12 protein-coding genes are annotated in these 13,013 nt (G+C 75.6%); 9 read left to right on the top strand and 3 right to left on the bottom strand.

The features are described from left to right. The 3 genes from AB7J25_RS19890 to AB7J25_RS19880 form a co-directional block, all read left to right on the top strand. A partial coding sequence (locus AB7J25_RS19890; RefSeq protein ID WP_428511081.1) for an SDR family NAD(P)-dependent oxidoreductase occupies positions 1-366 on the top strand: 366 nt, incomplete at its 5' end. Positions 367-389: 23 nt separating this feature from the next. Further along, positions 390-1,187 (top strand): SDR family NAD(P)-dependent oxidoreductase, encoded by a 798-nt coding sequence (locus AB7J25_RS19885; RefSeq protein ID WP_428511080.1) that lies wholly within the window; start codon positions 390-392, stop codon positions 1,185-1,187. A gap of 40 nt (positions 1,188-1,227) precedes the next feature. Further along, on the top strand, positions 1,228-1,581 hold the full coding sequence (locus AB7J25_RS19880; protein ID WP_428511079.1) for a hypothetical protein: 354 nt from the start codon (positions 1,228-1,230) through the stop codon (positions 1,579-1,581). 3 nt (positions 1,582-1,584) lie between these two features. Here the strand turns inward: AB7J25_RS19880 and AB7J25_RS19875 are convergent, their stop codons facing one another. Beyond that, the gene (locus tag AB7J25_RS19875) at positions 1,585-3,123 is read right to left on the bottom strand and encodes a hypothetical protein (protein ID WP_428511078.1); all 1,539 of its coding nucleotides are present in this window, start codon (positions 3,121-3,123) and stop codon (positions 1,585-1,587) included. A 103-nt stretch (positions 3,124-3,226) separates the two neighbouring features. Between AB7J25_RS19875 and AB7J25_RS19870 the strand changes: the two genes are divergently transcribed. Continuing rightward, positions 3,227-4,822 carry a S8 family peptidase gene (locus AB7J25_RS19870; protein WP_428511077.1) on the top strand — a complete coding sequence of 532 codons (1,596 nt, stop codon included), beginning with the start codon at positions 3,227-3,229 and terminating at the stop codon, positions 4,820-4,822. Positions 4,823-4,898: 76 nt separating this feature from the next. On the opposite strand, the gene AB7J25_RS19865 is transcribed toward AB7J25_RS19870, so the two are convergent. Next, entirely contained in the window at positions 4,899-6,518 is a 1,620-nt protein-coding gene (locus AB7J25_RS19865; protein ID WP_428511076.1) for an alpha/beta fold hydrolase, read from the bottom strand. A 94-nt stretch (positions 6,519-6,612) separates the two neighbouring features. On the opposite strand from AB7J25_RS19865, the gene AB7J25_RS19860 reads away from it, so the two are divergent. From AB7J25_RS19860 to AB7J25_RS19845, 4 genes are read left to right on the top strand one after another with little or no spacing between them, the layout of a single operon-like run. Next, positions 6,613-7,074, top strand: coding sequence for a VOC family protein (locus AB7J25_RS19860; RefSeq protein WP_428511075.1), 462 nt, complete (start codon positions 6,613-6,615; stop codon positions 7,072-7,074). A 53-nt stretch (positions 7,075-7,127) separates the two neighbouring features. After that, on the top strand, positions 7,128-7,766 hold the full coding sequence (locus tag AB7J25_RS19855) for a TetR/AcrR family transcriptional regulator (protein ID WP_428511074.1): 639 nt from the start codon (positions 7,128-7,130) through the stop codon (positions 7,764-7,766). Further along, positions 7,763-9,475 (top strand): PEP-utilizing enzyme, encoded by a 1,713-nt coding sequence (locus tag AB7J25_RS19850; protein WP_428511073.1) that lies wholly within the window; start codon positions 7,763-7,765, stop codon positions 9,473-9,475. Before AB7J25_RS19855 ends, AB7J25_RS19850 begins: the two co-directional genes overlap by 4 nt. Continuing rightward, entirely contained in the window at positions 9,472-10,302 is an 831-nt protein-coding gene (locus AB7J25_RS19845; protein WP_428511072.1) for a PEP/pyruvate-binding domain-containing protein, read from the top strand. The genes AB7J25_RS19850 and AB7J25_RS19845 overlap by 4 nt, the downstream gene beginning before the upstream one ends. Positions 10,303-10,567: 265 nt before the next feature. Here AB7J25_RS19845 and AB7J25_RS19840 read toward each other — a convergent pair whose 3' ends face one another. Then, a complete protein-coding gene (locus tag AB7J25_RS19840) occupies positions 10,568-12,385 on the bottom strand; it encodes an NHL domain-containing thioredoxin family protein (RefSeq protein WP_428511071.1) in 1,818 nt (605 codons plus the stop codon). Between the two features lie 116 nt (positions 12,386-12,501). On the opposite strand from AB7J25_RS19840, the gene AB7J25_RS19835 reads away from it, so the two are divergent. Next, positions 12,502-12,801, top strand: a complete 300-nt coding sequence (locus tag AB7J25_RS19835) for a PASTA domain-containing protein (RefSeq protein ID WP_428511070.1) — start codon at positions 12,502-12,504, stop codon at positions 12,799-12,801. The last annotated feature ends 212 nt before the right edge of the window (positions 12,802-13,013 follow it).

Here is a 13,013-nt window from a genome sequence, read left to right as displayed (position 1 = left end):
GTCGACGGCTCCCGCGGCCGGATCGTCAACATCGCCTCCATCGGCGGGCTCGTCGGGCTCGCCGCGGAGCCCGCCTACTGCGCGTCGAAGGGCGCGGTCGTGAACCTCACCCGCCAGCTCGCCGTGGACTACGCGTCGGAGCGGATCAACATCAACGCCATCTGCCCCGGGTTCCTCGCCACCGCGATGGTGCGCCCGTTCCTCGACGACCCGGAGCTCAACACGGTGCTCCACGACAAGTCGCCGTGGCCCGAACTGGGCACCGCCGAGGACGTCGGCAAGGCCGCCGTCTACCTGTCCACCACCGACGCCCGCTGGGCCACCGGGACGATGCTGACCGTCGACGGCGGCTTCACGTCCGCGTGAGATCCCGCGGGAGAGGAGGAGCAATGGGAAGGCTGCAGGACAAGGTCGTCGTCGTCACCGGGGCCAGCTCCGGGTTCGGGCGGGCCATCGCCAAGGCGTGCGCGGCCGAGGGTGCGAAGGTCGTCGTGAGCGACGTCCACGAGAACCCCAACCCGGGCGGCTTCGAGGCCGACGCCGCGCTGACCACGGTCGAGGCCATCGAGAAGGACGGCGGCCGCGCCGTCTACGTCGGCTGCGACGTCACGAAGGGCGACCAGGTGGACGCGCTCGTCGCCGCTGCGGTGGACGCGTTCGGCCGGGTCGACGTCATGGTCAACAACGCGGGCGTCTACCGCAACGGCAAGCGGCTGCACGAGTTCGACGAGGCCGATCTCGACGTCTGCTACGAGGTCAACGTCAAGGGCACGTTCTTCGGGGCGAAGTCCGCGATCCGCCAGATGCTCGCGCAGGGCGACGGCGGCGTGATCGTCAACCTCGTCTCGACGGCGGGGTTGCAGGGTCACCCCAACCAGTCCGTCTACAACATCTCCAAGGGCGCCCAGGCCAACCTCACGCGCTGCCTGGCGATCGAGTACGGCAAGGACCGGATCCGCGTCAACGGGATCTGCCCGACCTACGCCAAGACGTCGTTGACCCGGGAGCTGTTCGACGACAAGGACTTCGACCAGGTCTTCACCGAGTCGATCCCGCTGAAGCGGTGGGGCGAGGTCGAGGACATCGCGAACCTCGCGGTGTTCCTCGCCTCGGACGAGTCGAGCTACATCCACGGCGACCTGATCCGGGTCGACGGCGGCGAGACGCTCTGCCGGTACTCGGTCTGAGCGGCTCCGGGCCTCGCCGACGGCGATTACGCTGGCACGGGTGCACATCCACGTCGAGAGCAGCGGCGGGATGTTCCCCGTGCACCGGGTCGTCGACATCGACGGGCGCACGGTGCGGGTCACCGAGACCACCCCCGGCACGGGCGACCACCGCAGCCGGGAGGCGCCGCTGGCGCACGCCGATGCGGAGCACCTGGAGGAGCTCGCCCGCCGGGTCACGGCGGCGGGAGACCAGATCGACGATGCGCCCGCCGGGGTGGACGGTGGCACGACCGCCCTGCGGGTGGACGACGGCGAGGCCACCAGCCGGGTCGAGATCCGCGAGGGGTGGAGCACGGGCGCGGAGGTCTGGGAGCTCCTGGACGCGGTCGAGCGGGTGACCCCGAAGACCTGACGGTCAGGGCAGCCGGGCGTCGAACGCCGCGGCGATCTCGTCGGCGTGGCGCCCCTGCCCGTCCTCGGCGGGGAACAGGGTGGCGTCCGAGCCGAGCAGCGCCGCCCGCGCTGCCGCCACCGTGCTGGTCTCCTCCAGGAAGAAGACCGACGCGAAGGCGACGGCATCGGCGACGCCCGCGCCGAGCCGGTCCCGCAGGTCCCACAGCACCGCGGCCCAGGCGGCACCCACGGCGTAGACGTCCACCGGCTGCGCCGGGAACCGCACCGCGGCCGAGGAACAGTCCCGCATCTGCCCCGGCGCCACCCAGTCCCCGATCCGGGGATCGGCGAGCAGCGAGGCCTGCGCGTAGTCGGCGAACCCCTCGTTGAGCCCCCGTGCCTCGACCGGGCCGACGTCGTCGATCCGGCGGGTACCCCAGACGACGGCATGGGTCAGCTCGTGGGCGCAGATGTCGGCGGACCGGGCGCCGGGGCGCGGGCCGTCACCGAACACGACGGCCTGCCGGGACGGCAGGAAACGGCCCACCTGCGCACGGGTGGCACGGTCGCCGGTCACGACCTGGAGCGGGGTGAACGGCGGCCTGCCGAAGACGTCCGGCCCGACGAGCGGTGCCAGCCAGCCCGCCGCCCGGCTGAGGTGGTGGTAGGCGCAGACGTCGTCGAAGTCGGGTCCGTCGGCGTCGAGTCGCCAGTCCCGCCGGGGCCGCTCCGGGCGCGCACCGGTACGGGGGGCCACGTCGAGCAGCGGCCCGCGCAGGAGGTCCGCCGCGGCGTCGAGGTCGGCCAGCCGGACCGTGACGGGGTGCGTGTCGCGGGCGGGGTTGGCGGGATACGCCCGGCCCTCGCCCCAGACGGCCGACGGCGCGGCATCGCGGCTGACCAGGAGCGACAGGTCGTCCGCCCGGACGATCACCCGCAGGTCCGCCAGGGTCTCCTCGTCCCACAGCACGCCCCGCCCGGCATAGGCCCACACCGCACCACCGTCGACCGGGAACAGCACCGTCTCCGGTTCCAGCTCGACGGTGGCGGGTAGCGCGAGCTGGGCCCGCATCGCGTCCACGACCGTGGCGCGGCGGCGGCGCGGCGGTGGGCCGGGGTCGCGTGCCGCCAGGTCGCCCACCGGATAGCCGGAGACCGCGACCTGGCCCGCCCGGGTGGTGTGCAGGCGGTAGGAGCCGCCGATCACGCGACGACCGGCCAGCAGTTGCACCCGCACCTGGTGCACGCCCGAGGGGCTCGTCACCTCGGTGACGACCCGGCTGGCGTCCGGCGGCTGGGCGAGCACCGTGTCGACCGCGGCCGCGGTCGCCGCCAGCGCGGCCGGTGCGTCCGGCGCTGCGGCGAACGCCCCGACGCCCCCCGCGCTGCGCAGGTACCACCCGTCGTCGCCGGGGAGGGTCTCGACGGCCTGGTCGAGGGCGTGGCCGAGCCGGTCGGCGACCTCGCACGCGTCGCCGGTGCCCGGCGTGCCGAGCACGTCCGACAGGTCGCACGCCACCCGCTCGAACCGGGCGGTCCCGGGGCTATCCGCCGAGAACATGGCGCCGCCACGCACTCAGCCGGCGCTCACTCATCTGCGCGCTCCTCCGTTCCGTGCGGGGCGTGGACAATAGCGCGGCCGACGACGGCTTGGGGGGAACGTGATGGTTGCACGGTCGACGACTCCGGCCCGCCTCGCCGTCCGTTCGGCCCGGCGCACGTCGGCACGCGCGGTCGCCGCGCTGGCCGACGGCCTGCTGGCCGGGCTTGCGCTCGCCGGTCCCGCCAGGGTCGGCCGACTGGGGCCCGACCGGGGCCGGTGGGACTACCTGCTCGAGGTCGACGCGCAGGACTCGATCGGCTCGCCCGGCTACGCCGCCGCCGCGTGGGGGCTGGTCCACCGCCTGCAGGACACGGGCGACTTCACCCAGGTCGAGGCGGACGTCCCGGTACCCGCCTACGCGCCGGGCGACAACGGGGTGGGCGCCTTCGGCAGCGGGGACTGCGCGGCCGACCCGGCGTCGGCGCCCGGCGACTGGGCGCTCCGGACGATGAACGTGCCGCAGGCCCTGGATCTGATGGACGCCGCGGTGCGTGGCGGGGTGGGCATCCGGGTCGGCCACCCGGACTCCGGCTTCAGCGACCACGTCGCCCTCGGTCTCGCCTCGATCGACACCGCGACGGACTGGGACGTCATCGACGGCGACGCCGACGCGTCCGACCCGCTGCGGCCGCCGCGCCGGACGTTCTTCAACCCGCTGCCCAACCCGGGGCACGGCACCAGCACGGCGAGCGTCCTCCTCGGCGACGGCGAAGGCGCCTTCCGCGGGGTCGCGCAGGGCGCCGTCCTCGTCCCGTACCGGGCCACCGAGAGCGTCGTGCAGCTCTTCGACTCCGACGTCGCCGATGCCGTCCGCCGGGCCCGCGCGGCCGGATGCCACGTGGTGTCCATGAGCCTGGGCGGCACCGGCTTCTTCGGCCTGCGCGAGGCGATCCAGGAGGCCGTGGACGGCGGGATGATCGTCATGGCGGCGGCCGGCAACCAGGTGGGCGTCGTCACCGCACCGGCGTCGTACGACAACTGCCTGGCGGTGGCGGCCACGGGCACCGGCGACGTCCCCTGGAGCGGTTCGTCGCGCGGTGCGGCCGTCGACGTGTCGGCGCCGGGCAGCTGCGTCTGGGCGGCGCTGTTCGACTGGCAGGTCGATCCGCCGGGACGGATCGTCGGGCGCAGCCACGGTACGTCCTACGCGGTCGCGCACCTCGCGGGGGTGGCCGCCCTGTGGCTCGCCCACCACGGGCACCAGGCGCTCTGCGACACCTACGGGCGCCACCGGGTGCAGGCGGTCTTCCTGCACGTGCTGAGCACCCCGGGCGCGTGCGTCCGGCCGCCGGGCTGGGACGACGACTTCGGCGTCGGCCGGGTCGACGCCGAGGCGGTGCTCGCCCAGGCGCTGCCCGATCCGGCCGACATCGGGGGCGTGGGCGCCTTCGGCGCGGGCGCCGCCGACGACCCGGTGAGCCGGATCGCCGCGCTCACCGACACCGACACCGCGCAGGTGCGCGCCTGGCTGGAGAGGAAGCTCGGCGCCACCGACGTGGACGCCCGCATCCGCCGCTACGGCGGCGAGCTCGCCTACCTCCTGATGGCCGACCCGTCCTTCCGCGCCGACCTGACGATGCCCGGCCTCGGGGCCTTCCGCGCGGCGCCGCCGGAGGGCGCGTCCGCCGAGCTGCACGCGGTGCTCGCGGGCGGCTGACGGGAGCCGTCGGCCGGTGCAGGCTCGATGCCCGTCAGGCGAGGAACCGTTCGACGTGAGGAAGTCCTCCGCCGCCTCATCCGAGATCGGGGCGAACACCTCCGCGAGCCGCGAACGCGGCGAAGCGCTCGGTGAGCCGGTCCACGTCCCCGAGGAACCACGGACCGTCGGGATCGTCGTACTCGTCGAGGACGGCGTCGGGCAGGTGGGCGGCCAGGTAGCGGCTGTGCCCCGGGTCGTTCGACGCACAGCCGGTGCGGGAGACCAGGAGTACCGGCGCCTGGACGGCGGCGAGCACGTCGCGCACGTCCGTCGCGAGGAACGCGCGGTGCACCAGCGCCGCGGTGCCCGGGCTCGCACCGCGCCTGCCGACGGCGTCCCACCAGGAACGGAAGCGCGTGTCCTCGGCCACCGAGGGCGCGATCCAGCCCAGCACGTCCGTGGCCGGGCGGGCGCCGGGCGTGTGGATGTCGCGCAGCGTCTCGTCCAGCTCGCCGGTCGGGAGGCCGTGCGGGTAGTCCGGTGCGCGGGTGGTGCGGGCGTAGCCGTTGACGAGGGTGATGGTCGCGACGCGGCCGGGATGGCGGGCCGCGAGCAGCAGCGCCACGGGGGCGGTGCTGTCGTTGGCGAGCACGTGGGCCCGCGGCGCTCCGGCGGCGTCCAGGACGGCGAGCGCGTCGGCGGCCCAGTCCTCGGGGGTTGGCGGCGCGGCCACCGGGTCGGACAGGCCGAGGCCACGGCGATCCGGCGCGATCACCCGGCGGCCGCCGGCGAGGCGGGCCAGCGCTCCCGCGAGGTGCGGCTCCTCCAGGAAGGCGTCGACCGGCACGAACGTCGGATCGAGCAGCAGGACGTCCACCGGCCCGTCGCCGAACACGCCGTAGGCGACGTGCACGCCGTCGGCGTCCGCGTAGCGGGGGACGTCGGCGACGACGGCGGGCGCGGGCCCTGACGACGCCGGGCGCGACGGCAGCGTCTGCGCCAGGACCGCGGCCTCGGCCGCGCGCAGCCCGGGCCCGGGATCGACGCCCAGCTCGGCGGCGAGGTGGCGGCGCACCGTGCGGAACGCGGCCAGCGCGTCGGCCTGCCGCCCGCAGCGGTGCAGCGCCGCGATCCGCAGCTCCCAGATCCTTTCGCGGGCCGGGTGGCGCACACACAGCGCCTCCAGCTCGGCCAGCGCGTCTCCGGGCCGGGCCGCCACGAGCGCGGCGAGGTGTTCCTCGGCGAGGCCGAGGTGCTCCTCGGCCAGCCGGGCCCGCTCGGCCTCCCCGCCGGTCGTGGCCGGCAGCTCCGGCTCGCCGCGCCAGCAGTCCCGTGCCCTGGCCAGCAGCTCGGCGGCCCCGTGGTCGTCCCCGGCCAGCCGGGCCAGCCGGGCGCGGCGCCGCAGCGCGCCCACGGCCAGCACGTCGAGCTCCTCGGCCGCGTCGAGCCGGTATCCCGCCGGCCCCCCGGTGAGCACGGGGCGGCCGAGGGCGGTGGCGAGCGCGCCCCGCACCCGCGACAGGTGGGCCTGGACGGTCTTCACCGCGGACGGTGGCGGCTCGTCCCACAGCATCTCCACCAGCGCCCGGACCGACACCGGGCGGGGCGCGGCGAGCGCGAGCACGGTGAGGGCCTCGCGGGCCTTGCGGTCCCGGATCCGGACCGTCCCGTCCGCGCCGGTGAGCTGCACCGGCCCGAGCACCGCGATCCCCACGGGTGTCGAGCCTAGGCGGCGGCCCGACCACAGCCGGATCGCAGCCGGGCGCGCCCAGCATGGTGCACATCGGAATCCATCGAGAGGGGCACCCGTGGCACTCACCACCGGCATCAACCACGTTGCGATCATGACCGCCGACCTCGACCGCTTCGTCGACTTCTACCGCGAGGTCTTCGAAGCCGAGCTCCTGTTCCAGGAGGCGAACCCGGCCTTCCGGCACGCCGTCCTCGCCGTCGGCGGGTGCGGGATCCTGCACCCGGTCGAGGTCGCGGGCAACGCTCACGGCAAGGGTTCACCCGCGATGACCGACCGCGGCCACCTCGACCACCTCGCCCTCGACACCCCCAGCCGCGCGACGTTCGACGAGCTGCGCGGGCGGCTCGAGGAGCGCGGCTGCACCGACGGCGTCGTGAGCGACCTCGGGCCGAAGCTCAGCTTCTGGTTCGTCGACCCGGACGGGATGCACGTCGAGGTCGACTGGGTGCACGACCACTCCCTGGCCGGGCTGCACGCCCCCCAACCCGTCGACATGTCCCGTTCCGACAGCTCTTGACACGGTCCGTGACAAGAAGAATATCCTCGTGCCATGCAGGCACGGTGGCTGTCATGAATGCGGGCCCATCCGGCGACCGGTCGCCGACACTGCGCGACCGGCTCGCCGAACGGACCCGCGAGCTGATCCTCGAGGCGATGGCGGACGCCCTCGGCGAGGACGGCCCGTTCGAGTTCTCGGTCTTCGAGATCGCCCGCCGCGCCGGGGTGTCGCCGCGGACGATCTACCGGCACTTCCCGACCAGGGAGGACATGTTCGCGGCGCTGACCGAGCTGGTCGACCGCCGCGTCGGGTTCGACGGCTACCCGCGGCGGGCCGCCGACATCGTCGCGCTGGTCACGCGGCTGTTCCCGGCGTTCGACGCCCACCAGGAGCTGATCCTCGCCCAGATACAGACGCCGGCCGGGCAGGAGATGCGCGCGCACGGCAGGCGCGGCCGGGCCGCGGCCATGCAGGCGGCCGTGGACGAGCTCGCACCCGGCCGGTCCGAGGAGCAGCGGGCCGCCATGGCGGCGGCCTGCCACTGCCTCATGTCGGCAGACGCCTGGCGGCGCATGCGCACCGACTTCGGGCTGGACGGCGAGCACTCCGGTCGCGCCGCCGCGTGGGCGCTGCAGGTGCTGTTCGACGCGATCGCCGATCCGCGACGTCCCGGGCCCGGGCGCCCCGACCCGCGGGGGGAGACATCGTGAGCATCCCGACCGCCCCGCCCTCGCCCACCACTCCCGCACCGCTGCGCTGGGAGATCGACGAGCCCGGCTCGTGGGAGCTCGACGCCGTCCACTTCCCGACCCCGGTGACCCGCTACCACCAGGCGATCCTGCGCGAGCAGTTCCCCCGTGGCTTCGCCGAAGGCACGGCGCGCACGGGCATCCTGCTGAGCCACTTCGAGCACCGGTTCGCGAACGGGTTCGACTACATCTCGCCGCGCATCGTCGGCGCCCCGCCCGGGGCGCGCCGGCTGCCACCGCGGCCGGTCTTCGCGCTGGCTTTGCGCGCGCACCGCGGGATGCGCGCGCGGCTGCGCACCGCCCGGACGGTGCTGGAGCGCAAGCCGTGGCGCGCGGACGTCGCGCTGTGGGAGAGCGAGCTCAAGCCCGCGTCCACGGCCGCCCACCTGCGCCTGCAGGCGTTCGACGTCACGACGGCGAGTGACGCCGCGCTGGCCGGGCACCTGCGGGCGTTGCGCGCCAACGCCGAGCACCAGTACTACCTGCACCACCGCTTCACCGCGAGCGTGCTCGTGCCGGTCGGCGACTTCCTCGTCCGGGCAGGCGACTGGACCGGGCTGCCCGCCGCCGAGCTGGCGCAGGCCTGCCGCTCGAGCCGGGACGGCGCCACCATTGGCTACGGGCACTTCGACGCCGTCGTCGCCGCCCTGCGCGCGGACGCGGCCGCCCGCGCGCTGCTGGGCCTGCCTCCGGGCGAGGTGCCGCACCGGTTGGCCGCCGCGGCCGGCCCCGCCGGGACCGCCGCCCGGGCCTGGCTGGGGCTCGTGCGCCACCGGCTCGTCACGGGATACGACATCGTCGACCTCACCGCGGGCGAGCTGCCCGAGCTGATGGTGCGGGCGCTGGTCGCCGCCGTCGAGGACCGAGGCGCGGACCGGGAGCGCGCGCGTGCCGAGCGGGCGCACCGGGTGCGCGACCGGGTGCCGGTGCGCCACCGCGCCGACTTCGACGAGGCGCTGGCCGAGGCCGTCTCGATCGGCGCGCTGCGCGAGGAGCGGGCCCAGTTCTGCGACTTCTGGGCGTACGGGCTGGTGCGGCGCGCGGTCCTCGAGGCCGGGTCCCGGCTCGCGGCCCGCGACCGGATCGAGCAGCCGGCGGACCTGCTCGACGCCGCGCACGAGGAGATGCTCGACCTGGTGGCGGACACCGGGGGACCGGGCGCGGACGAGCTCGCGCAGCGGCGCCGGTGGCGCACGACGGCGACCGCGGACCTCGCCCCGGCCCGGATCGGACCACCGCCCGCGCCCGCACCGCCGGTGAGCTGGTTGCCACCGGCCGTGCGCCGGATGGGCGCGGCCGTCGACGCCGCCGTCGCGGCCCTGTTCGTCGAGCCGGAGGCCCGCAACGAGCCCACCACCGTGCGCGGCATCGGCGCGAGCGGCGGGTGCTACGCCGGCACGGCGCGGGTCGTCACCGGGCCCGCGGACTTCGGCCGCATCCGTCGCGGCGACGTGCTCGTCGCCCGCGCGACCACCGAGGCCTACAACACCGTGCTCCCGCTGCTGGGGGCCGTCGTCACCGACCGCGGTGGCCTGCTCTCGCACACCGCCACCGTCGCGCGCGAGTACGGCATCCCGGCCGTGGTCGGCACCCGCGAGGCCACCCGGTTCATCGCGGACGGCGCGCAGGTGCGGGTCGACGGCGACGCGGGCGTGGTCATGCTGCCGTGAGCGGCACACCGCGCGCCCCGATCGTCGCGCTGGGGGAGGCGCACGACGCCCGGGCCTTCGGCGGCAAGGCGGCGGGGCTCGCCCGGCTCGTCCGCGCCGGATTGCCCGTGCCGGCGGGCGTCGCGCTCGACACGCACACGGTCGGCGAGATCGCCGCGGGAGCCGACGGTCGGGCGCTCGTCGCGGCTGCGAAGAGCCTGGGGCACCTGCTCGCGGTGCGCTCGTCGGCGGTCGGCGAAGACGGTGCCGCGGCGAGCTTCGCGGGGCAGCATCGCACCGAGCTGGCGGTGCCGGTCGCGGACGTGTGCGAGGCCGTCGTGTCGGTCGCCGCGTCGGCGCGGACGGCGTCCGCCGCGGCGTACCGCCGCCGCATGGGCGTCACCGGGTGCGTCGCCACGGGCGCTGTCGTCCAGGCCATGCTCGCACCCGAGACGGCCGGGGTGATGTTCACGCGCGACCCGCGCCCTGCCCGCGCGGGCCGTGCCGAGCGGGTGGTCGAGGCGTCGTACGGGCTCGGGGAGGCGGTCGTCGCGGGCCTGGTCGTGCCCGACGGCTACCGGCTCGCCCCCGGTGGCGTGCTGGTCGACGTGCGGATCGGGGACAAGGACGTCCGCGTCGTCGCGGCGGCCGGCGGCGGGACGCGGCAGGTCGCCGTGGATCTGCCGCTGGCACGCGCCCGCGCGCTCGACGACGCCGAGCTCGCCGAGCTGGACCGGCTCGCAGCGGCGTGCGAGCGCGTGTTCGACGGGCCGTGCGACGTCGAGTGGGCGGTCGAACGCGGCACGGTCTGGCTGCTGCAGGCCCGGCCGGTGACGGGCCGGCCATGAGCACCGTGCGCCGGCCGACCGACACCGCCGCGCACCCGCACGCGGCCGAGCGGCTCCCCGGCCGGATCGCCGACGCACGTGTCGCGACGCGGCGGACGGCCCGCTAGCCGTCGCAGACGCAGAACTCGATCGGCCGCATGCAGGTGTAGCAGAGCGTCGCGATCCGGGTGGCGAGGCGGCTGATCATCGTGGGACTCCAGGGGCCGGGAGCCAGTAGGTGATCTTTGGGTACCCGTGCGCCCGTGGATCCACGCGCGTCCTCCCATCACCCGATCGGGTCATGCACGGCGCGCAGGTCCAGCACCAGTTCCGCGGCGGCCCCCGCGACCAGCCGCACCGGGATGCCCCAGTCCTGCTGGTAGCGGTGGCAGGCGGCGAACACGCCGTCGCCCTCGTCGCACGACGCCGCGGCCGCGCTCACGCCGAGCACGCCCTCCAGCAGGCCGTCGGCGAGCACCAGCTCCCGGGTGAGGCCCGGGGCGGTGCCCGCGCCCGCAACCAGGAGCTCCGGCGGGTCCGCCGTCACGGTGAGGGAGCTGGGCTCGCCGAAGCGGTCGTCGAGGTGCTGGCCGGTGGGCGGGGTGAACGCCACCCGCAGCGTTACCGGGCCGGGGGACAGGGCGGTCCGGTTTCGCCGGACGCGGTCCGCGCGGCCGGGCGCGGTGGCGCGGACCGGGATCGGCACCCGGGTGAGCCGGTGCCCGGCCGACTCGACGACGACCAGGTGCCGGTCATCGGTGCCGGGGGAGAGCAGGACGTCCGAGGGCTCGGCCAGCTCCGTCGCGATCGTCTCGACGGTGCCCGCGTCCGGGTCGATCCGGCGGATCGCGCCGTTGTACGTGTCGGCGACGGCGAGGCTCCCGTCGGGGAGCACCGCCACCCCGAGCGGGTGCTGCAGGAGGGCCTTCGCCGCGGGGCCGTCGCGGAACCCGAAGTCGAACAGGCCCTGGCCGGCCACCGTGCGCACGGCCGCCCCGACCCGGGGTGCGACCGACACCGCACGGACTGCTGAGGTCTCGGCGTCGGCGACCCACAGCGTCTCGCCGCAGGCGGCCAGGCCCGACGGCTGCGCGAAGAACGCCTCCTCCGGGTTCCCGTCGCGCAGGCCCTCGTCGCCCGTCCCGGCGAGGACGGCGACCGCGCCGGTGCGCGGATCGAACGACCACAGCTGGTGGCAGCCCGCCATCGCGACCACCACCCGGCCGTCCCACCAGGCCACGTCCCAGGGCGTGGAGAGCTCCCGCGCGGTCGTGCCCACCGGCACCCGCTCGCGCAGCTGCTCGCCCGTCCCGGCGAGCGTCGTGACGTGCCCGTCGGCGAGCCGCAGGCCCCGCAGCGCATGGTTGCCCGAGTCGGCGATCACGACGTCGTACCCGTGCCCGGGCGGCACCGGCGCGAGCCCGAGCGGCTCGGAGAACCGCGGTGCCCCGCCGTCGCGCAGGCCGCGCACCCCGTCCCCGATCACGCGGCGGACCGTCACCAGGTCGGCCGCCAGCTCGACGAGCCGGTGGTGCGCGGTGTCGGAGACGAGGAACGTGCCGCCCGGTAGCGCCAGTGCCTTCCCGGGGAAGCGCAGTGCGGTCTCGGGCTCCGGCGGGGCGACGTAAGGTCCGCCACCGCGGCGCAGCACGTCGGCGTGCTCGGCGACCAGCTCCTCCAGCAGCACCGCGAGGCCGGGTGCGTGCCCCTCACCCGCCAGGTGCGCCACGACGTATCCGCGCGGATCGACGACGACGAGCGTCGGCCAGGCCCGCGCCGCGTAGGCGTCCCACGTCGTCAGCTCGGGGTCGTCCAGGACCGGGTGGCGCACGTCGTGGCGCTCCACCGCCGCCTCGACGGCCGCGGGATCCGCCTCGTGCGCGAACTTCGGCGAGTGCACCCCGACGACGACCAGCACGTCGGCGAACCGCTCCTCCAGCGCCCGCAGCTCGTCGAGGACGTGCAGGCAGTTCACACAGCAGAACGTCCAGAAGTCCAGCAGCACGATCTTGCCGCGCAGCTCCTCCAGGCTGAGCTCCCGCCCGCCCGTGTTGAGCCAGCGCCGCCCGCGCAGCGCAGGCGCCCGCACCCGGATCCGGTCCACGCCGGACCCAACCGTCGGCGCGCCGCAGCTGTTCCGCACCCCCGGTGATCACCGATGCCGGTGGGAGGAATGATCGAAGGCTCCGGAGGGTACCCCGGCGCGAAGGAGGTCCACACATGCAGACCGACGAGCGCGTCCCGGCGCCCGCCCTGGTCGGCCTCGGCGTGATCGAGGCCCACGCCCTGGCGCTGGACGCCCGCGTGGTGACGGTGAGCGGCGACCCCGACACGCCGCCGCCGATGTCGGGTGTCGTGGTCGCCCAGCAGCCCCTCGGCGGCACCCCGGTGTCGCCGGGAGACCCGATCACGATCTGGGTCGAGGACACCGGTGGCGGCGGCGGCGGAGGTGGTACGTCGGTTCCCACTGAGCCGGTGCCCGTGGACCCGTCCGGCGGGAAGACGCTCGACCCGGCCTGACCGGCCCATGATCCGAGGTTGCGGTGCAGGGCGGTCGTCGGTGGCCGTCCGGTACCGCAGGTGCGGATCTTCCCGGTAAGGCGGCGTCGCGCCTGTCACCACCCTCGGCAGCGGCGTGTGGAGCGAGAGGCCCAGGGCGAGTTCGACGTCCCCCGCGGTCTCGCCTCCGCAGCGATCGAGCTCCACGACTCGCCGTTCTCCCAGGGGGTGAC

The organism is Pseudonocardia sp., assembly GCF_050246655.1.
Lineage (GTDB): Bacteria > Actinomycetota > Actinomycetes > Mycobacteriales > Pseudonocardiaceae > Pseudonocardia.
Note: the sequence above shows the minus strand (reverse complement) of the source record. Positions and strands in the feature narration are given on the sequence as shown.

Excerpts from the sequence above, each read along its gene's own strand:
- AB7J25_RS19885 (WP_428511080.1), top strand. The coding sequence starts at position 390 with ATGGGAAGGCTGCAGGACAAGGTCGTCGTCGTCACCGGGGCCAGCTCC.
- AB7J25_RS19875 (WP_428511078.1), bottom strand. The coding sequence starts at position 3,123 with ATGTTCTCGGCGGATAGCCCCGGGACCGCCCGGTTCGAGCGGGTGGCG.
- AB7J25_RS19870 (WP_428511077.1), top strand. The coding sequence starts at position 3,227 with ATGGTTGCACGGTCGACGACTCCGGCCCGCCTCGCCGTCCGTTCGGCC.
- AB7J25_RS19855 (WP_428511074.1), top strand. The coding sequence starts at position 7,128 with ATGAATGCGGGCCCATCCGGCGACCGGTCGCCGACACTGCGCGACCGG.
- AB7J25_RS19835 (WP_428511070.1), top strand. The coding sequence starts at position 12,502 with ATGCAGACCGACGAGCGCGTCCCGGCGCCCGCCCTGGTCGGCCTCGGC.